The 19,844-nt window shown below is 70.0% G+C and carries 20 protein-coding genes; 17 read left to right on the forward strand and 3 right to left on the reverse strand.

Translation table 11 applies throughout. The features are described 5' to 3' along the window. Positions 1–51: 51 nt before the first annotated feature. The 10 genes from HNR02_RS10830 (at position 52) to HNR02_RS10875 (ending at position 11,053) form a co-directional block, all read left to right on the forward strand. On the forward strand, positions 52–1,251 hold the full coding sequence (locus HNR02_RS10830) for a CaiB/BaiF CoA transferase family protein (protein WP_179773012.1): 1,200 nt from the start codon (positions 52–54) through the stop codon (positions 1,249–1,251). Beyond that, positions 1,248–2,372, forward strand: a complete 1,125-nt coding sequence (locus HNR02_RS10835; RefSeq protein WP_179773013.1) for an acyl-CoA dehydrogenase family protein — start codon at positions 1,248–1,250, stop codon at positions 2,370–2,372. The genes HNR02_RS10830 and HNR02_RS10835 overlap by 4 nt, the downstream gene beginning before the upstream one ends. Next, positions 2,369–3,415, forward strand: coding sequence for an acyl-CoA dehydrogenase family protein (locus HNR02_RS10840; RefSeq protein ID WP_179773014.1), 1,047 nt, complete (start codon positions 2,369–2,371; stop codon positions 3,413–3,415). The genes HNR02_RS10835 and HNR02_RS10840 overlap by 4 nt, the downstream gene beginning before the upstream one ends. Beyond that, a complete protein-coding gene (locus HNR02_RS10845; protein ID WP_179773015.1) occupies positions 3,412–4,179 on the forward strand; it encodes an enoyl-CoA hydratase/isomerase family protein in 768 nt (255 codons plus the stop codon). The genes HNR02_RS10840 and HNR02_RS10845 overlap by 4 nt, the downstream gene beginning before the upstream one ends. Positions 4,180–4,288: 109 nt before the next feature. Then, complete coding sequence (locus HNR02_RS10850; protein WP_179773016.1) at positions 4,289–5,452, forward strand: acyl-CoA dehydrogenase family protein; 1,164 nt, start codon at positions 4,289–4,291, stop codon at positions 5,450–5,452. Beyond that, positions 5,449–6,477 (forward strand): acyl-CoA dehydrogenase family protein, encoded by a 1,029-nt coding sequence (locus HNR02_RS10855; protein ID WP_179773017.1) that lies wholly within the window; start codon positions 5,449–5,451, stop codon positions 6,475–6,477. The genes HNR02_RS10850 and HNR02_RS10855 overlap by 4 nt, the downstream gene beginning before the upstream one ends. Further along, positions 6,474–7,235 carry an SDR family NAD(P)-dependent oxidoreductase gene (locus HNR02_RS10860; RefSeq protein ID WP_179773018.1) on the forward strand — a complete coding sequence of 254 codons (762 nt, stop codon included), beginning with the start codon at positions 6,474–6,476 and terminating at the stop codon, positions 7,233–7,235. The genes HNR02_RS10855 and HNR02_RS10860 overlap by 4 nt, the downstream gene beginning before the upstream one ends. Positions 7,236–7,275: 40 nt before the next feature. Then, a complete protein-coding gene (locus tag HNR02_RS10865) occupies positions 7,276–9,726 on the forward strand; it encodes a xanthine dehydrogenase family protein molybdopterin-binding subunit (protein WP_179773019.1) in 2,451 nt (816 codons plus the stop codon). Then, positions 9,723–10,538, forward strand: coding sequence for an FAD binding domain-containing protein (locus HNR02_RS10870; RefSeq protein ID WP_179773020.1), 816 nt, complete (start codon positions 9,723–9,725; stop codon positions 10,536–10,538). The genes HNR02_RS10865 and HNR02_RS10870 overlap by 4 nt, the downstream gene beginning before the upstream one ends. Then, positions 10,535–11,053: a (2Fe-2S)-binding protein gene (locus tag HNR02_RS10875; protein WP_179773021.1), complete on the forward strand. Its 519-nt coding sequence runs from the start codon at positions 10,535–10,537 to the stop codon at positions 11,051–11,053. Before HNR02_RS10870 ends, HNR02_RS10875 begins: the two co-directional genes overlap by 4 nt. A 109-nt stretch (positions 11,054–11,162) precedes the next feature. On the opposite strand, the gene HNR02_RS10880 is transcribed toward HNR02_RS10875, so the two are convergent. Then, complete coding sequence (locus HNR02_RS10880; RefSeq protein ID WP_179773022.1) at positions 11,163–12,320, reverse strand: acetyl-CoA acetyltransferase; 1,158 nt, start codon at positions 12,318–12,320, stop codon at positions 11,163–11,165. Continuing rightward, positions 12,321–12,749 (reverse strand): Zn-ribbon domain-containing OB-fold protein, encoded by a 429-nt coding sequence (locus HNR02_RS10885; RefSeq protein ID WP_179773023.1) that lies wholly within the window; start codon positions 12,747–12,749, stop codon positions 12,321–12,323. A gap of 78 nt (positions 12,750–12,827) precedes the next feature. On the opposite strand from HNR02_RS10885, the gene HNR02_RS10890 reads away from it, so the two are divergent. The 6 genes from HNR02_RS10890 to HNR02_RS10915 all read left to right on the forward strand — a co-directional run bounded on the left by HNR02_RS10890 (position 12,828) and on the right by HNR02_RS10915 (position 17,810). Next, positions 12,828–13,403, forward strand: coding sequence for a cupin domain-containing protein (locus HNR02_RS10890; RefSeq protein ID WP_179773024.1), 576 nt, complete (start codon positions 12,828–12,830; stop codon positions 13,401–13,403). After that, positions 13,403–13,870 (forward strand): MaoC family dehydratase, encoded by a 468-nt coding sequence (locus HNR02_RS10895; RefSeq protein ID WP_179773025.1) that lies wholly within the window; start codon positions 13,403–13,405, stop codon positions 13,868–13,870. The genes HNR02_RS10890 and HNR02_RS10895 overlap by 1 nt, the downstream gene beginning before the upstream one ends. Beyond that, complete coding sequence (locus HNR02_RS10900) at positions 13,867–14,709, forward strand: TIGR03619 family F420-dependent LLM class oxidoreductase (protein ID WP_179773026.1); 843 nt, start codon at positions 13,867–13,869, stop codon at positions 14,707–14,709. The genes HNR02_RS10895 and HNR02_RS10900 overlap by 4 nt, the downstream gene beginning before the upstream one ends. A gap of 205 nt (positions 14,710–14,914) precedes the next feature. Continuing rightward, on the forward strand, positions 14,915–15,280 hold the full coding sequence (locus HNR02_RS10905) for a cupin domain-containing protein (protein WP_179773027.1): 366 nt from the start codon (positions 14,915–14,917) through the stop codon (positions 15,278–15,280). Continuing rightward, on the forward strand, positions 15,277–16,845 hold the full coding sequence (locus HNR02_RS10910) for an AMP-binding protein (RefSeq protein WP_179773028.1): 1,569 nt from the start codon (positions 15,277–15,279) through the stop codon (positions 16,843–16,845). Before HNR02_RS10905 ends, HNR02_RS10910 begins: the two co-directional genes overlap by 4 nt. Before the next feature lie 11 nt (positions 16,846–16,856). Beyond that, a complete protein-coding gene (locus HNR02_RS10915) occupies positions 16,857–17,810 on the forward strand; it encodes a fumarylacetoacetate hydrolase family protein (protein WP_179773029.1) in 954 nt (317 codons plus the stop codon). Between the two features lie 66 nt (positions 17,811–17,876). Here HNR02_RS10915 and HNR02_RS35030 read toward each other — a convergent pair whose 3' ends face one another. Further along, entirely contained in the window at positions 17,877–18,158 is a 282-nt protein-coding gene (locus tag HNR02_RS35030) for a hypothetical protein (RefSeq protein ID WP_218902778.1), read from the reverse strand. Between the two features lie 232 nt (positions 18,159–18,390). Between HNR02_RS35030 and HNR02_RS10925 the strand changes: the two genes are divergently transcribed. Next, positions 18,391–19,830, forward strand: coding sequence for an alpha/beta hydrolase (locus HNR02_RS10925; RefSeq protein WP_179773030.1), 1,440 nt, complete (start codon positions 18,391–18,393; stop codon positions 19,828–19,830). Positions 19,831–19,844: the final 14 nt, after the last annotated feature.

Here is a 19,844-nt window from a genome sequence, read left to right on the forward strand (position 1 = left end):
ACTGTATAGTTTCGTTCGAAGACCGGTGCGGAACCAGCAGTGGAGGCGAATGTGCTCAGTGATGACCCCCAGGCCGGCCCCCGGGGATCTGCCGCCGGACCGTTGCGCGGCATCCGGGTCCTGGACCTGACCCGGGTGATCATGGGTCCGCTCGCGACCCAGATCCTCGGCGACCAGGGCGCGGACGTCCTCATGGTCGAGGCGAACGACGGCGACACGAACCGGGTGATGGGGCCGGGTCCCCACCCGGAACTTTCCGGTATCGCGCTGAACCTGCTGCGCAACAAGCGCTCCGTCGGCCTCGACCTGAAGACGCCCGAAGGTGTGCTCGCGGTGCAGCGGCTTGCCGCGACCTGCGACGTCGTCGTCGCCACGATGCGGCCGGCCGCGCTCGAACGCCTGCACCTGGACTATTCGACGCTCTCGGCGCTGAAGCCCGACCTGATCTACTGCCAGGCACAGGGTTTCCCGCTGGACACCGCACGCGCGAACGATCCCGCCTACGACGACATCATCCAGGCCGCCAGCGGTGTCTCGGACATGATGGAACGAGTGTGGGGACAGCCCGCGCTGCTGCCGACGATCTTCACCGACAAGGTGTGCGGACTGGTCATCGCCCAGGCGGTCACCGCCGCGCTCGTACACCGCGAACGGACCGGCGAAGGTCAGCACGTCGAGGTTTCGATGCAGGAGGCGACTGCCGCCTTCATGCTCGCCGAACACGGCAGTGGCGGGATCGCCGAACCACCGATCGCCTACCCCGGGACACCGGCCGCGGGCTATCCGCGCGTGCTGTCGGCGGAACGCCGTCCCCATCAGACGAAGGACGGCCAGATTCACCTGTTTCCCTACCTGCCGAAGCACTACGCCGCGATGTTCGCCGCCGCAGGGGTCCCTGACGCCGATCGCGATCCGCGCTACGCCGACCGACGCGCGGCGCTGCGCAACTCCGACTCCCTCTACCGCGACATCCGCGCGATCGCTCCCGCTCGCACGACCGACGAATGGCTGGAGTTCTGCGCGGCGACCGGTATCCCCGCGACCCGCGTCGCCACCCTCCAGGACCTGCTCGACGACCTGCCGCTCGCGACGCATCCGGTGTCCGGCTCCTACCGGGTGATCCCGCAGATGGCGCGCTTCTCCCGCACCCCCGGCACGCTCCGCCGTCATGCCCCGTTGATCGGCGAACACACCCGCGAAACCTTCGAAGAAGCCGAAGTTCCGACCGTGCGACCGGAGGCGCGCGGATGAACCTCGCCCCGACCGAACTGACCGGGGACGAACTGCGGTTGCAGTCGGAGGTCCGGTCCTTCCTCGACGAGCGCCTGCCCGCCGGCAGCTACCCGGTACAGCTCGGCATCGGCGGGTGCGACCCCGCCTTCTCCCGCGACCTGGCCCGGCGGGGCTGGGTCGGCATGGCCATCTCCCGGCAGTACGGCGGACACGGCCGTAGCGCCGTCGACCGCCTCGTCGTCGTCGAGCAGTTGCTGGCCCGCGGCGCTCCGGTCGCCTACCACTGGATCGCCGACCGGCAGAGCGGGCCGATGATCGAACGCCACGGATCCGAAGCGCAGAAACGGGAACTGCTGCCCGGCATCGCCCGTGGTGAGCTGTCGTTTTCCATCGGCATGAGTGAGCCCGACTCCGGATCGGACCTGGCTTCCCTGCGCTCGCGCGCGCAGTGGCGCAGCGACCGCTGGGTGCTGAACGGCACGAAGATCTGGACCACCGGCGCCGCACAGGCCACGCACATCCTCGGCCTGTTCCGGACCTCCGAAGACCGCTACGGCGGGCTCACCCAGTTCATCGTCGGGTGCGACACCCCCGGCGTCACCATTTCCCCCATCGTCTTCATCGACGGGTCCAGCGAGTTCTGCGAGGTATCGTTCGAGGACGTCGAACTCGGTGACGAGCACCGGCTCGGTGAACCCGGCGCGGGCTGGGCCCAGAACACCGGTGAGCTCGTGCTCGAACGCGGCGGGGTGGATCGCTGGATGTCGATGTTCCCGGTCATCGAGCACTGGGCGAGCGAACTCGCCCCCGAGGACAGCGCGGCGCAGGCCGACCTCGGGACGATCACAGCACGGATGTGGGCCCTGCGCGGGCTGTCGCTGTCCATCGCCCGGCTCGTCGACGAGGGTGGGTCGCCCGTGACCGAGGCGGCCATGGTGAAGGAACTCGCCACCCGCTGGGAGGCCGATTGCGTCCGCCTCGTGGCGCGGCACCTCGGCCGGGCCCCGGACCCCACGTCACCCGATCCGTGGGAAGCACTGCTCGCCCGCGCCGTGCTCGTTTCGCCCTCATGGACCATCCGCGGCGGCACCAACGAGATCCTGCGTTCCGTCGTCGCGAAAGGTCTGGCCCGCCGATGACCGCAAGCCCTGATCCCGACCTCGCCGCCGGTGTGCGCGAGTTCTTCGCCGACCGCGCGGCCGAAGCGGCCGCCGACTTCGACCGGAGCGGCCGGTTCCCCCGCGAGCTGTGGGACGCTGCCGAAGACCTCGGACTGACCCTGGTCGCGGTCGACGAGGCCCGAGGGGGCTCCGGCGGCTCGCTCACCGACCAGCTGACGGTCCTGGTGACGGCGGCGAGGTATGCCGCACCCCTGCCGCTCGCCGAAACGGCGCTCGCCGCGTACCTCCTCGCCACCGCCGGCGTCCCGGTGCCGAAGGGTCCGCTGACCGTCGTGCCGGGAAACGCCCTCCGGCTGAGTGGCGGCACTCTGCACGGCGCGGCCCGTGACGTCGCGTGGGCGAGGACTGCCGGCTTGGTGGTCGCGCTGACGAACGACGACGAGGGCCGGGCCCGGGTCGTCGCCTTCGACCCTTCCGGGTGCGAACGCGAAAACGGCAGCGATGTGGCCGGCCTTCCCCGGGATCACCTCCGGGTCGAGGCCGACGCGGTGGTCGACGCAGGCACCGAACTCACCCGGGCCGACCTGCGGGCCCGCGGTGCGCTCCTGCGGGCAGGCCAGATGGCCGGCGCGCTCGCCGCCACACACTCGCTCACCAGCCGTTACGTCGAGGAACGAGTCCAGTTCGGCCGTCCGATCGGCCGATTCCAGGCCGTGCAGGCGCACACTGTGGCCATCGTCCAGGCCGCCGAGATCACCGCGATGAGCACGTGGCGGGCGGCCGCCGTCGCCGCCCGCCGCCCGGCCCGGTTCGAGGCGTTCGCGGCCAAGCTCGTCGCGAACGAAGCCGCGCGCACCGCGGTCCGAGCGGCCCACCAGGCGCACGGCGCGATCGGCATGACCCGCGAATACCCCCTGCACCTGCACACCCGGCGCCTCAACGCCTGGCAGCACGAATTCGGCACCGAGGGGGAGCTCGCCACCGCGATCGGCGCGGCTGTGGCGCCCGGTTCGTTTTCCCGCACGGTCTCCGACCACGACCCCGACATCGAGGTGCCATGACTGACGACGTGACCATGGAGCGCACCGGCTTCGTCGCCGACATCGTGATCCACCGCGGTCCGGCGAACTTCTTCGACGCGGACGTTCTCCGCCGGGTGGCCGATCTCGGCGAGCGCGTGTCCACCGAGGACGACATCCGCGTCATCGTGCTGAGCTCGGCCGGGAAGCACTTCTGCGCGGGCGCGGACTTCGGCTCCGGTTCGCTGGCGGACGACCGCGACCGCGCCGCCGCCGAGATCTACGAACACGGTGCGCGGTTGTTCGACCTGCCACTGCCCATCGTGGCCGCGGTCCAGGGCGCGGCCGTTGGCGGCGGGCTGGGTCTCGCATGCGCCGCCGATTTCCGGGTCGCATCCCCCGCCACCCGCTTCACCGCCAACTTCACCGCGCTCGGCTTCCACCACGGCTTCGGCCTGTCGGTGACGCTGCCACGCATCGTCGGCCCGCAGCGCGCGCTCGACATGCTGCTCACCGGACGGCGCGTCGACGGAACGGAAGCCCTGCGGACGGGGCTGGCCGACCGCCTCGTCGAGCCGGGCGACGAGCGCACCGGAGCCCTGGCTCTGGCCGAGGACATCGCGGCCCTGGCACCGCTCGCCGTGCGGTCGTGCAGGCGGACGCTCCGTGCGGAACTTGCCGCTGAGGTACGCGCCGCACTCGCGCACGAACTCGAGGAGCAGCGCCGGTTGTGGCGCACCGAAGACAGCCGCATCGGCATCGCCGCGGCCCGCGCCCGGACGGAACCGGTGTTCACCGGTCGGTGAACCCTCGCGGCGGGCGCGGTGGAGGCGGACCTGTCGCCTAGATTTTGCATACGTCTTGATATACAGTCGGCCCGAGCCCGGGACGACGTGAGCTAAGGGGCTGATCGACGTGGATCTGGAGTTCGACACCCGGAACGAGCAGTTCCGCCGGGAGGTGTCGGCCTGGCTCGACGAAAACGCCCCGGCCGGGCGACTTTCTCCACCGGCCACCGCGGAAGGGCTGAGGCAACACCTGGCGTGGGAGCGTCGCCTGTTCGAGGCCGGCTACGCCGCACCGGGTTGGCCGCGGCGGTTCGGCGGCCTCGGGCTGGACCTGTGGGGCGAGACCGTTTTCGACGAGGAGTACGTCCGCCGGCGACTGCCCGAGCGGCTGAACAAGATGGCGCTCATTCACGGCGCACGCACCGTGCTGGTGCACGGAACCGAGGAGCAGCAACGGAACTGGCTGCCCGGCGTGCTCGACTGCTCGGACATCTGGTGCCAGGGCTTCTCCGAACCCGACGCGGGCAGTGACCTGGCGAGCCTGCGTACCACGGGCCGTCTCGACGGAGACGAAATCGTCCTCAACGGACAGAAGACGTGGACGTCCAACGGAGCCATCGCCACGCACATGTACGCGCTCGTGCGCACCGACCCCGCCGCACCGAAACATCACGGGATCAGCTTCCTCGTTTTCGACCTGCGAACGCCAGGCGTCGAGATCCGGCCGATGCGCCAGCTTCACGGCCACTCGGGATTCGCCGAGGTGTTCTTCACCGACGTCCGCGTCCCGCTGACGAGCGTGGTCGGTGAGCTCAACGACGGGTGGCGCGTGGCGCAGACGGCGCTGCGGCTCGAACGGGGGTCTGCCCGAGGCAGCCATACGCGACTCGTGGCGGCCCTGGACGCCCTGACCGAGGCCGCCGCGAGAGCCGGAGCCGATCGGGGACTGCGAGAGCGTGTCGGCTCCCTGCGCGCCTGGGTGTTCGCCTACGTCCGGGCCACTTACGCGCTGATCGACACGGTCGACCGCGGCGGCGACGACGGAGTGGTCGCCAGCGTGAACAAACTCGGCCTGTCCGAGATCCAGACCGCGATCCACGATCTGTGGCTCGAAGTGCTCGGCGACGAGGCCGAGCTGGTCGACGAGCTCGGCCCGGACGGTGAGCTGCTCGGCCTGCGCCGAGACTACTGGCACTCACGCGCCCAGGAGATCTTCGCCGGCAGCAGCGAAATCCAGCGCAACATCATCGCCGAACGAGGTCTCGGCCTTCCCCGTGAGGTGTCCCGATGAACACCGCGTTCTCCCCTGAACAAGACGAACTGCGCACCAGTGTCCGGCGGCTGTTCGAGAACGTGGTGCCGGCCGCGGTACTGCGTCAGCTGTGGGAAACCGAGACCGGGCGGAGCCCGCAGGTGTGGAAGGGGCTCGCCGAGATCGGCGTACCCGCGCTGCTCGTGCCCGAGGAGTACGAGGGGCTCGGTGCCGACGAGCTCGACCTGTTTTTCGTACTGGAGGAGGCCGGCCGAGCCGCCTTGCCCGACGCGATCCTCGAATCGTGCGTGCTCGCTCCCATCCTGCTCGCGGGGTCCACCGCCGATGGGCTCAAGCGGCGGTGGCTGCCCGCGCTGGCCACCGGTGAGGCTCGGGCGACCGTCGCGTTCGACGGCGCGCGAGCGGTGCCGGACGCGCACCTGAGCGATCTCGTCCTCGTCGTCGACGGAGACCAGGTCGTCGCCTACGAGCGTGGAGAGGTCACCGTGCGGCCGGTCCCGTCGATGGATCCCTCGCGCCGGCCCGCCTCCGTCACGGCGCGGGCCGGGAGCGGTGTCAGGGTCGACGGTGCCCCGGTGGCCCGGGCACGAGCAGCCCGGCTGGCCGGCTCGGCGGTCCTGCTGGGCGGTGTGGGATCCCGGCTGGTCGAGTTCGCGGTCGCCTACGCGAAAGTCCGGGAGCAGTTCGGCCGGCCGATCGGGTCGTTCCAGGCGATCAAGCACCAGCTCGCCACCGCGCACAGCCGCAACGAGCTCGCCCGGCACGCCGCGGTGGGCGCGATGTACGACCTGGCGCACCGGGCCGGTTCGAGCTCCGACACCGCCGTGCTCGCGCACGTGTGCGCGCTCGAAGCCGAGCGCGAAAGCAACCGGGTCAGCCTCCAAGTACACGGCGGCATCGGTTTCACCTGGGAACACGACCTGCAGATCTGGCTCAAGCACGGCAAATCACTGGAACTCGGGTACGGCACCTGGCGCGAGACGGCCTACGCCGCCGGTGCCGGCACCGTCCTCTCCGGACGAAGTGAAGGAGGAACACGATGAACGGCAATGGCAGGCTGACCGGCCGCCGCGCCGTCGTGACCGGGGCGGGCCAGGGCATCGGCCGCGCCGTCGCGGAGCGGTTCGCCCGGGAGGGCGCGAAGGTCACCGTCGTCGACGTCAACGAGACGGGCCTCAAGGAGGTCGTGTCCGGTATCGCGGCCGAAGGCGGCGAAGCGCTGGCTGTCACCTGTGACGTGACCCGGCGGGCCGAGGTCTTCGAGGCCGCAGCGCAGGCCGCGGCGGCGTTCGGTCCCGTCGACGTCCTGGCCTGCATCGCGGGAATCACCCGGCCGGCGATGCTCGGGAAGATGACCGAAGAGGATTGGGACGCGGTGCTCGACACGCATCTGAAGGGGAGCCTGTTCTGGGTACAGGCGGTGCTCGACCCGATGCGCGAAGCGGCCGCCGGGAAGATCATCCTCACCACTTCGGCAGCCGGGCTGATCGGCTCGATCGGCCAGGTCAACTACGCGGTCGCCAAAGCGGGGATGCTCGGCATGACGCGGTCTGCCGCCCGCGAGCTGGCCCGGTACGGGATCACCGTCAACGCGGTGGCGCCGGCGGCATCGACGCCGATGACTCACACCATCCGCACCGACGAGCGCTTCGCGGACAAGTTCCTCGACGAGGTTCCCCTGCGTCGCTGGGCCGAACCCGAAGAGGTCGCCGGTACTTACGTCCACCTCGCCAGCCCGGACGCCGACTACGTGACCGGCCAGGTCCTCTCGGTGGACGGCGGCCGCGCGATGGTGCGCTGACCGCACTCGCGATACCCGAATACGGAGGTCAACGACGACCATGAGCGCACCAGTCTCCCCGCTCCGCCCGGACGACCGAGCCGAGCACATCCCCCGCCGCCGGCTGTCGCGAGTGGACGGACCGCTGCGGCGGGACGGCGACGCGGTCGCATCCGGGCAGGCGCACTACCTCGACGACGTGGTGCTGCCGGGCATGCTGCACGCGGCGATCCTCCGCAGCCCGCACCCGCACGCGCGGATCCGGTCCGTGGACACCTCGGCAGCCGAGCGCTGCGCCGGTGTGCGGGTCGCCGTCTCCGGCGAAGACTTGCGCGGCCAGTCCGATCCGGTCCCCCACTACTTCGACCCGGGACTGTTCGGGTTCAACACCGCGGACTTCTTCGCGTTGGCGGTGGACAAGGTGAGGTGGGTGGGCGAGCCGGTCGCCGCGGTGGTCGCCGACTCGCTCGCCAACGCCGAAGCCGCCCTCGCCGCCATCGTCGTGGACTACGACGTCCTGCCGTCGGTCATCGAGGCCGAAGACGCGCTGGCGGACGACGCGGTCCGCGTGTTCGACCACTGGGACCGCAACCTGCTCGGTGTCCTGCCCTTCGCGCACGGCGACGCGGCAGGACGACTTGCGGGCGCACCGCACCGGGTCCGGGAACGCATCACCATCGGCCGTCACCAGGGGGTGCCGCTCGAGCCGCGGGGGTACATCGGCTCGTGGGAGCGGCGGGGACGCGGACGTCTGGAGCTGTGGGCCTCGACGCAGAGTCCCCACCTGGTGCGCACGGGCTTGGCCCGCATCCTGCACCTTCCGGAAGAGCGGATCCGGGTCATCGCCCCGCGGATGGGCGGCGGGTTCGGGCACAAGTTCAACGGCTACTCCGAGGAACTGCTGGTCTGCCTGCTGAGCAGGCTCGTCGGCGCGCCGGTCAAGTGGGTCGAGACCCGGGCGGACTCGCTCCTGGTCGGCGCCCGCGAGTTCGCCCACGACATCGAGGCCGGATTCGACGACGACGGCCTGCTGGTGGCGTTCACCGTCAGGATGATCGCCAACATCGGCTGCCTGGCTTCGTGGGGCGGCTGGGGAATGGCGTTCATGGCCGGACTGACCTTCCCCGGCCCGTACGTGTGCGAGAACTACTCGATCGAGACCCTGCCCGTGATCACCAACAAAGCGCCGTGGAACGGCTACCGCGGGTACGGGAAGGAACAGGCGGCGGTCGTCCTGGAACGCGTGATGGACGTCATCGCCGCGCGGCTGGACCTCGATCCGGCCGAGGTCCGGCGCCGGAACATGCGGCCCGCCGACAGTTTTCCGCTGTGGGCGGCGGGCAAGCACCTCGACTCGGGGGACCACCGGGGCGCATTGGACAAGGTCGTGCGTCTCTCGCGGTATCACGAACTGCGCCGGCAGCGTGACGAAGACACGGGCGCCGCCCGGCTTCGCGGGGTCGGCATCGGGTTCGAGCTGACTCCGGAAGGCGGGGAGCTGCTCGGCACGTCGGTGCGCGGGCACGACACGTCCACGGTGCGCGTGCACCCCGGCGGGACCGTCACGGTCCTCACCGGCGTGACGAGCCCGGGCACCGGCAACGAGACGTCCATCGCCTACCTCGTGGCCCGCGAACTCGGCATCGGCCTCGACCAGGTCGAGGTCGTGCAAGGCGACACGGACCGGTGCCCCTTCGGCTACGGGAACTTTTCCAGCCGGTCGTTGAACAGCGGTGGTGCCGCCGCGGTGCTCGCCGCACGGGAGATCCGCGGGCGCCTGGTCGCGGTGGCCGCCGGGGAGTTCGGCTGCGACGCGAGCGACGTGGCCGCACGCGACGGCCGGCTGGTCAACGTGCGCGACGAGGACCAGTCCGTGCCCTTCGCCGAGCTCGTGCTGCGGGTGTACCAGACCGGTTCCAGCGACCCCGGCGTCGGCCAGGCCCTGCTCGAAGCCACCAGGGTCGAAGGGCCGCACAACTACCACCACGATCCGGGCGAAAGCGGCCTCACCAACGCTTACCCGATGTACTCGTCCACGTCCGCCGTCGCGGTCGTCGAGGTGGACCCCGAAACCGGGGTCGTGACGCTTGCCGACCTGTTCGCGGTCGGCGACTGCGGGACGATCGTCAACCACAATTTCGTCAACAGCCAGCTGTACGGGGCGCTCGCCCAGGGCGTCGGCGGCGCGCTGTGGGAGCACAGCCCCTACGACGACGGCACCGGCGAACCGCTGGCGCGGACGTTCAAGCACTACCTGCTGCCCCGGGCACCCGACCTCCCGGCCATGGTCGTGGACCACCAGGAGACCCCTTCTCCGTTCACGCTCATGGGCACCAAGGGGGCCGGTGAGAGCGGGGTCGGCGCGGCGATGGCCGCGGTGGTCAACGCCGTCAACGACGCCTTGCGGCCGGTCGGTGCGTCCGTCACGGATCTCCCCCTCGATCCGCCGCGCGTCCTTCGCGCGATCGGCGAAGCGAGGACCCGGCAATCAGCTGAGAGGCGGGACGCGTGATTCCCGAGACCCTGCGGTACCACCGGCCGGGCTCCCTGCCGGAAGCGACCGCGATCCTCGCCGAGCATGCCGGTGACATCCGGGTGCTCGGCGGGGGCACGGCGCTCATCCCCTGCCTGATCCGCGGCGAGGTCACCGTCGGCCACGTCCTCGACCTGCGCGCTCTCGGCCTCGGCGTGATCCGCGAGGTGCCCGGCGGCGTCGAGATCGGCGCGATGGTCACCTACGCGGACGTCCTCGGCTCGGCGGTCGTCGCCGAGCGGGTGCCGCTGGTCGCGCGGGTCGCCCGTGGCATCACCGGCGGCAGGCAGATCACCCAGCAGGGCACGCTGGTCGGTTCGGCCTGCTTCAGCTTCCCCACCAGCGACGCGCCGGGCATGTTCGCCGCGCTGCGGGCCCGTTTCCGGATCGCGGGTCCGTCCGGAACGCGCGAAGTGCCCGCCGCCGACTTCTTCGTCGACGCCCACCGAGTCGACCTCGGCGAAGCGGAACTGGTCACCGGCGTGGTGCTTCCGTCGACGGCGCGCGGCGGCTACTGCAAGATCAAGCACGCGAGCGGCTCGTGGCCGATCGCGACCGCCGCCGCGGTCTTCGACGACGCGTCGCCCGGGCGGCTACGGGTCGCGCTGGGCGCGATCCAGGCGGTGCCGCTGGTCGTGAGCGTCGACGATCCGGGACAGCTGGCCGAGCGGGTGCGCGAGGCCGTCGACGCACCGTGGAGCGACGTCCTGGCCCCCGCGGACTACCGGACCCGGGTCGCGCCGGTCGTGGCGCGCCGCGCGGTCGACGAACTGCTGGAGGTTTTGCCATGACCACGTCGAACGACTCCGCGCCGCACCGGCGCCGGATCACGCTCACCGTCAACGGGCGGCCGGAAGACGTCGAGATCACCGACGGCGAACTGCTCGTCGACGTGCTTCGGCACCGGTTGCGGCTGACCGGGACACACGCCGGCTGTTACAACGGCGACTGCGGAGCCTGCACGGTCCGGGTCGGCGGGACGATCGCCAAGTCGTGCCTCCTGCTGGCGGCCAGCGTGGACGGCGCCGCGATCACCACGCTCGAGGGGTTCTCCGGCACCGAAGGACTCAGTGAGCTGCAGCAGGCATTGTGGGAACGCGACGCGTTCCAGTGCGGATTCTGCATCGCCGGTCACGTGTTCGCGCTCGACGACATGCTGACGCGCACGCCCGACCCGACGGAATCGGACGTCCGCGACGCGTTGATCGGAAATCTCTGCCGGTGCACCGGCTACGTCAACCTCGTCGAAGCGGTCCTGGACATCGCGGAGCGCCGACGCGAGCTCGGCGCCGCGGAAGCTGGGTGACGGGGGCGGCTACGCCAGGTCGAAGGGCGCGGGTCAGGCCGAAGAGGTAGGACGTGCCGCCGGCCGCGTGATTCGCCTCGGCCAGCTGTACCGGGGCCGGCCAGGCACGTCACTGCGTCGTTTCGTCCCCCAGGAGCGCGGTGACCTGGGTGGACAGCACACCGCCGTTTCCGTGCGCGAGGGCGACGTGCGCATCGGGAACCTGGCGTTCGCCGCACTCGCCGCGCAGCTGCCGTGCGGCCTCGATGACCAGGAAGATCCCGAACATCCCGGGGTGGCCGTAGGACAGCCCGCCGCCGGAGGTGTTGACCGCCAGCCGGCCACCCGGGGCTATCGCGCCGTCGGCCACGAAGGCGCCGCCCTCACCCTTCGCGCAGAAACCGAGATCTTCGAGGAACAAGATCGTGTTGATGGTGAACGCGTCGTAGAGTTCGGCAACGTCCACATCGGAGGGCTGCAGACCGGCCGCGGCGAACGCGCGCTCGCCGGACGCCCTGGCGGCGGTGGTCGTCAGGTCCGGCATCTGCGAGATATGCCGGTGCGCGTGGCCTTCGGCGCAGCCGAGAACGTACACCGGTGGCTTGCGCAGTGTCTTCGCGCGTGCCTTCGACGTGACCAGCACCGCGCCACCGCCGTCGGTCACCAGGCAGCAGTCTCGCACGGTGAGCGGGCTCGAGATCATCGGTGAGGCGAGGACGTCCGCCACGGTGAGCGGACCACGTTTGAAGGCCGCCGGGTTGAGTTGCGCCCACTTCCGGGCGGCGACGGCGACCTCTGCCAGCTGCTCGCGGGTCGTGCCGAACTCGTGCATGTGGCGGGCCGCCGCGAGCGCGTACGCGGTCACGGGCATCCGGGGGCTGAACGGTGCTTCATAGGACTTCACCAGAGCCGAGCCCGACGTGACGAGGCCCGATGACGACGATCGCTGGGTGCTTCCGTAGGTGATCAGGGCGACTTCGCAGAGTCCTGCCTCGATCGCGAGTGCGGCGTGTCGCAGGTAGCCGACGAACGAAGCGCCACCGATCGCGGTGGAGTCGGTGTACGTCGGCCGGATGCCCAGGTATTCGGCGACGGCCGAGGGCGGGAAGTCGAAGAAGGCCGAATGGCACAGGACGCCGTCGATATCGCTTTTGTCCAGGCCCGCGTCGGCGAGCGCCCGGGTGGTGGCCTGTCCGATCAGATCCAGGGCCGACAGGCCGGGGCCGACTTCACCGAGGTCGGACTCGGCGACACCGACGATCGCGGCGGGTTCGCGGGTATCCGTCATTCAGGCCTCCGGGGTGAACAGGGCGAGCGGCGTTTCGTCGCGGGTTTCCACCTGGACGCGCACCCGCATCCCGATCGCGAAGGCGTCCGCGGGCGCGCCGACGAGGTTGGTCATGATTCGCGGCCCGTCGTCGAGGTCGATCAGTGCGACGACACGGGGCTCTGCATTCCTCAGGTGCACCACCGAGAGGGAGTACACGACTCCGCCGGGAGCCGCACGCAGCCACGAGATCCCGGTCGCGCCGCAGTGCGGGCACAGCACCCGCGGCGGAAATGAGGTCCTCCGGCAGGCGCGGCACCACGGGAGGGCGAACACGCCGAGGCCGAGCAGAGCTTCATAGGCGGTCTCCGGAGGGACGTCGCCGACCAGCTGCTTCACATCGAGCAGCCGCGCATCGCCGATCTCCTCGGGCAGCCGTTGACTATGCATACATTTGATTATACCTTCACTGTGTTGGCCGAAAATCGGCCCGGCGTACCGGAACCCAACGAAGGGACCACGCGGGACATGACCGAACACCAGCCGTCCGAACGCCGCCTCGCTCCGATCCGGAGGATCGTCACGGGGGTCACGAGCGAGGGCCGCTCCACTGTGGTCAGTGACGGTCCGTCCGCGTTCACGTTCGCCTTCCCCGGGATTCCGGACTACGGAGCCACCGATCTGTGGCGTACCGCGGTCCCCGCCGATGCGGACGACCCCGAGGAGCCCTGCTTCACACCCATCCGGATGGGGCCGCCGAGCGGAGGAGTCGTCTTCCGGATCACCCACTTCCCGCCGGATGAGCTCTTCCTCGACGGCTTCGACAGGTCCGCGGCCTTCTCCGCCGTCCGCGGCGGGGAGCACGTCACCGCGGAATCCGACGTCCGCAACCCCACCATGCACCGCACCGACACCGTCGACTTCGCGATCGTCATCAGCGGGGAGATCTACGCGCTGCTGGACGAGACCGAAGTGAAGATGGGGCCGGGTGACACGCTGATCCAGCGGGGCACCGTGCACGGCTGGAGCAACCGGTCCACCGAAGACTGCCTCGTGGCGTTCGTTCTGGTCGATGCGGCGACGTCCGGCGACGAGGTCGGCTGATGGTCGTCGTCTCAGGGTTGCAGGGACTGCTCGACCGGGCAGGCCAGGACCTCGGCGCCAGCGGATGGCACGAACTCCCGCAGCACGACGTCGACGCTTTCGCCGACGTCACCCGTGACCACCAGTGGATCCACGTCGATCCCGCGCGGGCCGCAGCGAGCCCGTTCGGCGGCACGATCGTGCACGGTTACTTCACGCTGGCGCTGCTGCCGATGCTGCACGCGGAGGTCTTCACGGTCGCCGACGTCGCACACGGGCTGAACTACGGCCTCGACCGCGTCCGTTTTCCCGCTCCCGCGCCGGTCGGCAGCAAGATCCGCGCGCACGTCACGCTGGCGAGCGCGAAGGAGGCCGGCCACGGCGTGCAGGTGAAACTCGAGACCACCGTCGAAACTGACGCCGGCAGCAAGCCGGTGTGCGTCGCCGAGTCGCTCGTCCGCTACTACGACAAGAAGGCCGCATCGTGAAACACGGGATCGCCGCCTTCGTCACCGACGCGTCCACGAGTCCGGTGGTGCTGGCGAAGGAAGTCGAAGACCGCGGCTTCGAGTCGTTGTGGCTGCCCGAACACTCCCACCTGCCGCGCGCCGGCGGCGCGGACTCACCGGAGGTCTACGCCCACCTGTACGACCAGTTCATCGCGCTCGCCGCCGCCGCCACGGTCACGACCCGCCTGAACCTGGCGACCGGGGTGAGCCTGATCGCCCAGCGCGATCCGATCTACACCGCCAAACAGGTCGCCTCACTCGACCACCTGTCCCGAGGACGTGTGCTCCTCGGTGTCGGCGCGGGGTCGAACCGGACCGAAATGGTCCATCACGGCGTCGATCCGGTGACCCGCATGGCACGGCTGGCCGAGCACGTGAAGGCCATGAAGGCTTTGTGGGACGACACGCCGGCCGGGTTCACGGGGAAGTTCACGGGCTTCGCCGAGTCGATCTCCTACCCCAAACCCGCGCGCAAGCCGCATCCGCCGGTGCTGGTGGGCGGAATGGGACCGGGCGTGGAAGACCGCGTGCTCGACTTCGGCGACGCCTGGCTGCCCATCCGGGTTCCGCGACAGGAGGCGGGTCGGTTCAAGGTCCGTGTGGCGGCGCTGCAGCGGAAGGCGGCCGAGTGCGGGCGGGCACCGATCCCCGTCACCTTGATGGAAGCCGAATCCGGCCCCGCTGCGATCGAGGCTTACCGGGACGCCGGGATCGAGCGCGTCGTCCACCTCATCCGCGACACCCACCAGAGCGCGCTGCTGAAACGACTTGACGCGTTGGCCGCAGCCACGGAAGGAGGCGCCAGTGACGACGCCTGAACGAAATTCCGACCGGACACTGGCGCCGGTGCGCCGGGTCGTGACGGGCCACGACGAATCAGGCCGGTCGGTTGTGCTCAGTGACGGCTTTTCCCCGTACACCATGACCTTTCCGGGCGTGCCCGACTACGGCCAGACCGATTTGTGGCGGACCGGGGTGCCTGCCGACAACGCGACATTCGGGGAATCCTGTGAAAATCCGACGATGGCCCCGCCGGATGGCGGGGTGGTGTTCCGGGTGGTGCAGATCCCGCCCGACCACCTGTTCCTCGCGGACTTCGACCGCGACGCCATGTTCGCCGGACTTCCGGACGGCGAGCACGCCGTCGGCGACGGCGACGTGCACAACGCGACCATGCACCGGACCAGGAGCGTGGACTTCGCGGTGGTGATCGACGGTGAAGTGCACGCGGTACTCGAAGACGGCGAGGTGCTGTTGCGCCAGGGTGACACGCTGATCCAGCGCGGCACCCTGCACGGCTGGAGCAACCGCACGGACGCGAACTGCCAGGTCGCGTTCGTCCTGGTGGATGCCAAGCCGGCGGACGCCGGTGAGGAGGGGCAGCCGTGACCGGCTCGGTCGGCCCGTTCGCCGGGCTGAACGTCCCGTGGCTGCTCGACACCAGGGCCCGGGATCGGCGGAACCACCCGTTCGTCATCTGGCAGCCCGTCGAGGGACCAGCTGAAACCTGGACGTACGGGCGGTTCGCGGACCGCGTGAACGCCCTGGCGGCCGGGTTCGAGCAGCGGGGTCTGCGGCCCGGCGACACCGTCCTCATCCACCTCGAAAACTGCGTGGAATTCCTCCTGGCCTGGTTCGCGTGCGCGAAGACAGGCGCGGTAGCGGTCACGACCAACGCTCGCGCGGCCGCGCAGGAGATGTCCTACTTCGCCGAACACTCCAGGGCAGTCGCGGCGATCACGCAGCCGTCACTCGCCGGCATGGTCGCCTCGGCCTGCCCGAACCTGCGCTGGATCGCCGTCACCGCACACGATTCCGGTGCCGTCCCGGCGCAGGCGGACCGCCCCGACGGCGCCGATTCGTTCGACGCCCTCTTCGGGGACGCCTCGCTCGCGGCCCGGCGGGCCCAGGATCCCGCCGAAACCTGCAGCGTCCAGTTCACCTCGGGCACCACGGCCCGCCCCAAGGGGGTCGTCTGGTCACACGGGAACGCCTTGTGGGGCGCCCGGGTCAACGCGCAGCACGAAGCCCTGCGCCCGGACGACATCCATCTGGTCTACTCGCCGCTGTTTCACACCAACGCCCTCTCCTACTCGCTGCTGGCCACGTTGTGGGTCGGGGCCACCGCGGTCGTGGTACCGCGCTTCTCCGCCAGCCGTTTCTGGGACGTCGCGGTGCGTCATCGCTGTACCTGGGGCTCGATGAACTCGTTCACGACACGCGCGCTGCTCGAGCAGGACGTGCCACCTGATCATTCCTTTCGGCTGTGGGGTACTCCGCTGTCCGACTCGCCCGCCCTCGAAAAGTTCGGTATCAAGACGATCGGCTGGTGGGGCATGACCGAGACGATCTCCCATGGGATCGTCGGCGACCCCTACACCGTCGTACGGCCGGTGGGGGTGGGCCGCGCGGCTCCGGAGTACGCGGTCCGGGTCATCGGGGAGGACGGCCGCGCGACTCCGGTCGGCGGGACCGGCAGCCTCCTGATCGGCGGAGTGCGCGGTTTGTCGCTGTTCAAGGAGTACCTCCACGACGAGAGCGCGACCAGGGCGGGCTTCGACGAATCGGGCTACTTCGTCACCGGCGACCGCGTACAGGTACTCGACAACGGTGTACTGGCCTTCGCCGGCCGCGCCAAGGATCTGCTTCGGGTGGGCGGTGAGAACGTCGCCGCGCTGGAGATCGAGCGAGTGGCTCTCGGGGTGGCCGGTGTGCGTGAGGCCGCCGTCGTGGCGAAGCCGCATCCGATGCTGGACGAGGTACCCGTGATGTTCGTCATTCCCGTCGGCGGCGTCGACAACGCCGGCGAGCACCTGGTCGACGACATCCTGGCCGCGTGCCGTCGCGATCTCGCGGCGTTCAAGGTGCCTCGTGAAGTCAGGCTGCTGGACGAGTTTCCCCGAGCGGCCTTGGACAAAGTGGCGAAGAGTGAACTCGCCAAGACGGTGGATTGAGGAGACAACCGATGCGATGGATCAACTACCGGACGGCGGATGCCCCGGACACCGACAAGCTCGGGCTCGTGGACGGTGACCGGGTGTACGGCCTCCGCTCCGCCACCGGCCTGGTCGAGCTGCTCGGCGACGACGGCAGCAGGCTGCGTGACGCGGCCGGGGAGGCGACCCGCTCCCCGCTGGAGGTGGTCGCGCTCGACGACGTGCGGCTCCGCCCGCTGCTCGCGCAGCCGCCGTCGATCCGGGACTTCTCGTCCTTTCTCCAGCACTACCGGACCAGCATCATCAACCTCGGGCAGAAGTTCGACGAGAAGCTGCTCCAGCTGCCGATCTTCTACTACACGAACAACACCAACATGGTCGGGGACGGCGACGACGTCAGCATCCCCGGACAGGCGACGAACATGGACTACGAACTCGAGATCGCCTGCGTCGTCGGCAAGGCCGGGATCGACCTCACGCCCGACGAGGCGGAGCAGCACATCGCGGGCTACTGCATCCTCAACGACTGGAGCGTGCGCGACGTGCTCGCGGAGGAGCTCGGCCGCGCCCCCATGCCGGCCAAGGGCAAGGACGCCGGCATCGGCCTCGGTCCGTTCCTGGTGACGCCCGACGAAATCGAGGACCGGCGTTCGGGTCACGGGTTCGACCTCGAGATGACCGCATCGGTGAACGGGGAGGTGTACACGCGGGGGAACTGGTCGTCGATCAACTGGAGCTTCGCCGAGATGCTGTCCTACGCCTCCCGCAACGTCTGGCTCAGGCCTGGCGACGTCATCGGCGGCGGCACCGTCGGCGGCGGCTGCATCCTCGAGCTGGGCGGCACCCACGGCCGCGACAAGTACCCGTGGCTCCGCGAGGGCGACGAGGTGACCGTCGAGATCGAACGGCTCGGCACGATGACCAATCGCCTGCACCGCGGCAAAGCCCCGGTGCCGCTCACTCCTCGGACGATGGACTTCTGACCACGTCTTCCGCTCAACCCTGCTGAGCGGCGTCACCGGGCCGGTGGCGCCGCTCAGTTCGTCCACTCAGGACACCGGCTGCCCCGCCACAACGACGCCACTCGCCGCGCGGTGGTTGTGCCAGGTCATCCGCAGCATGGACGCCAGCGCGCCGCGGATGAGGGCCTGGTCGTCGGCGAGGAGGAGCCGGATCATGCTTCGGTCGGGGTGGCCGGTGCTGCCGAGGCAGCTGGTGCGGCCGAAGCAGGTGCGACAGGAGTAGCTGAAGCGGCAGGCGCAGCCGAGCGGGCGGTCCGCGACCTCGATGATCCGCACGATCAGGAACAGCGCGGACAGCCCGGTGAGCACGATGACGGGACCCCGGCCCCTGGACGGTGTCCGGCCGGTTCTTCCGGAAGCTCCAGTCCGGCCACTGCCGGGTGGAGAACTCGCCGGGTTCGCATTTTCCCACGTCGGTCATGGTTACGGCCCGAATTCGCCGGCTCGTCACTCGTTGGGCTGTGACAGATGGCAGGGGTGCGCCCCGGTTCGTGGTGGTGTCCTGTGGTCAAGCCGTTTCATCCGAGGAGGAGAAAGCCCGATGCGCAGGATCTTGACCACGGCGCTCGCCGTGCTGGCCGTGGCGGGAGCGGCCGCCGCGCCGGCCGGTGCCGCCGAGCCCGCACCCTTGCAGTGGGGCGCCTGCCCCAGCCCCCAAGAAGCCGCTCTGCAGTGCGCGAAGGTGCCGGTCCCGCTGGACTACCGGAATCCGGACGGACCGAGAATCGAGATCGGGATTTCCCGGCTGGCCAGCAAAAACCCGGCGAAACGACGGGGTGTGCTGCTGATCAACCCGGGCGGACCGGGCTTGCCCGGAACGCCGATCCCGGCGCTGTTGCCCTACCCGCAGGAGTTGCGCGACAGCTACGACCTGATCGGCATCGACCCCCGCGGTGTCGGCCAGAGCGCGCCGGTGACCTGCAACCTGACCCCCGAAGAGGGCGCGGTGGCCGCGAATCCGCCGTATCCGCACAGCTCGGCCGACGTGGCGAAGCAGGCCGAAGTCGCGAAGACCATCGCGAATCAGTGCCACGGCTCGAAAACCGCGGCCACTCTGCCGTTCATGACCACGGCGAACACGGCCAGGGACATGGACCGGATCCGTGCCGCGTTGGGTGAGAAGAAGGCGTCTTACTACGGCACGTCCTACGGTACGTATCTGGGCGCGGTCTACACCACGCTGTTCCCGGACACCACCGACCGGGTCGTGCTCGACAGCAGCCTGCCCCCGGAGGGCTACACCGTGGACGCGCTGCGTGACCAGGCGCTCGGCTTCCAGATCCGGTTCCCGGACTTCGCCGGATTGGCCGCCGCCAATCCGGCGAAGTACCAGCTGGGCAGCACACCCGCGCAGGTGACCGCGAAGTACTTCGACCTTGCCGCACGGCTGGACAAGACCCCCGTGCAGGGCTACGACGGCACGGCCTTCCGGGCTGTCACCGCGGGGTACATCCGGACCGAAAGCACCCTGGGCATGCTGGCCGAACTCTGGCACAACCTGGACACGAACCAGCCGACCGGGGATCCGGAAGGCACCGGCGCGCCGTACAGCGACAACTTCCCGGCGGCCTACCTTGCCGTGGCGTGCGGTGACTCCCGCTGGCCCACGTCGGTGCGTACCTACCAGCGCAACGTCGCGGCCGACCGACTCCGCTACCCGATGTATGGCGCGTTCACGGCCAACATCCGCCCGTGCGCGTTCTGGCCGGCCCCGGCGGAACCGAAGGTGCGGATCACCGGCCGCGGACCAGCCAACGTGCTGATCGTGCAGAACCTGCGGGATCCGGCGACGCCGCTGCCGGGCGCGCTGCGGATGCGGGCCGCTCTCGGCGGCCGGGCCGAGATGGTGACCATCGACCAGGGCGGGCACACCGCGTACCTCGAAGGCCCGAACAAGTGCGGGAACGATACGGTGACCGATTACCTGGTCACCGGCGACCGGACCGCGCACGGCGCGTTCTGCCCGGCGGAGCCCGCCTGATCGGGGCTATGACA

It is taken from the genome of Amycolatopsis endophytica, assembly GCF_013410405.1.
Lineage (GTDB): Bacteria > Actinomycetota > Actinomycetes > Mycobacteriales > Pseudonocardiaceae > Amycolatopsis_E > Amycolatopsis_E endophytica.

Coding starts and splice junctions, on each gene's coding strand:
- HNR02_RS10835 (WP_179773013.1), top strand. CDS start 1,248: ATGAACCTCGCCCCGACCGAACTGACCGGGGACGAACTGCGGTTGCAG.
- HNR02_RS10840 (WP_179773014.1), top strand. CDS start 2,369: ATGACCGCAAGCCCTGATCCCGACCTCGCCGCCGGTGTGCGCGAGTTC.
- HNR02_RS10845 (WP_179773015.1), top strand. CDS start 3,412: ATGACTGACGACGTGACCATGGAGCGCACCGGCTTCGTCGCCGACATC.
- HNR02_RS10855 (WP_179773017.1), top strand. CDS start 5,449: ATGAACACCGCGTTCTCCCCTGAACAAGACGAACTGCGCACCAGTGTC.
- HNR02_RS10860 (WP_179773018.1), top strand. CDS start 6,474: ATGAACGGCAATGGCAGGCTGACCGGCCGCCGCGCCGTCGTGACCGGG.
- HNR02_RS10865 (WP_179773019.1), top strand. CDS start 7,276: ATGAGCGCACCAGTCTCCCCGCTCCGCCCGGACGACCGAGCCGAGCAC.
- HNR02_RS10875 (WP_179773021.1), top strand. CDS start 10,535: ATGACCACGTCGAACGACTCCGCGCCGCACCGGCGCCGGATCACGCTC.
- HNR02_RS10880 (WP_179773022.1), bottom strand. CDS start 12,320: ATGACGGATACCCGCGAACCCGCCGCGATCGTCGGTGTCGCCGAGTCC.
- HNR02_RS10885 (WP_179773023.1), bottom strand. CDS start 12,749: ATGCATAGTCAACGGCTGCCCGAGGAGATCGGCGATGCGCGGCTGCTC.
- HNR02_RS10890 (WP_179773024.1), top strand. CDS start 12,828: ATGACCGAACACCAGCCGTCCGAACGCCGCCTCGCTCCGATCCGGAGG.
- HNR02_RS10895 (WP_179773025.1), top strand. CDS start 13,403: ATGGTCGTCGTCTCAGGGTTGCAGGGACTGCTCGACCGGGCAGGCCAG.
- HNR02_RS10905 (WP_179773027.1), top strand. CDS start 14,915: ATGGCCCCGCCGGATGGCGGGGTGGTGTTCCGGGTGGTGCAGATCCCG.
- HNR02_RS10915 (WP_179773029.1), top strand. CDS start 16,857: ATGCGATGGATCAACTACCGGACGGCGGATGCCCCGGACACCGACAAG.
- HNR02_RS10925 (WP_179773030.1), top strand. CDS start 18,391: ATGCGCAGGATCTTGACCACGGCGCTCGCCGTGCTGGCCGTGGCGGGA.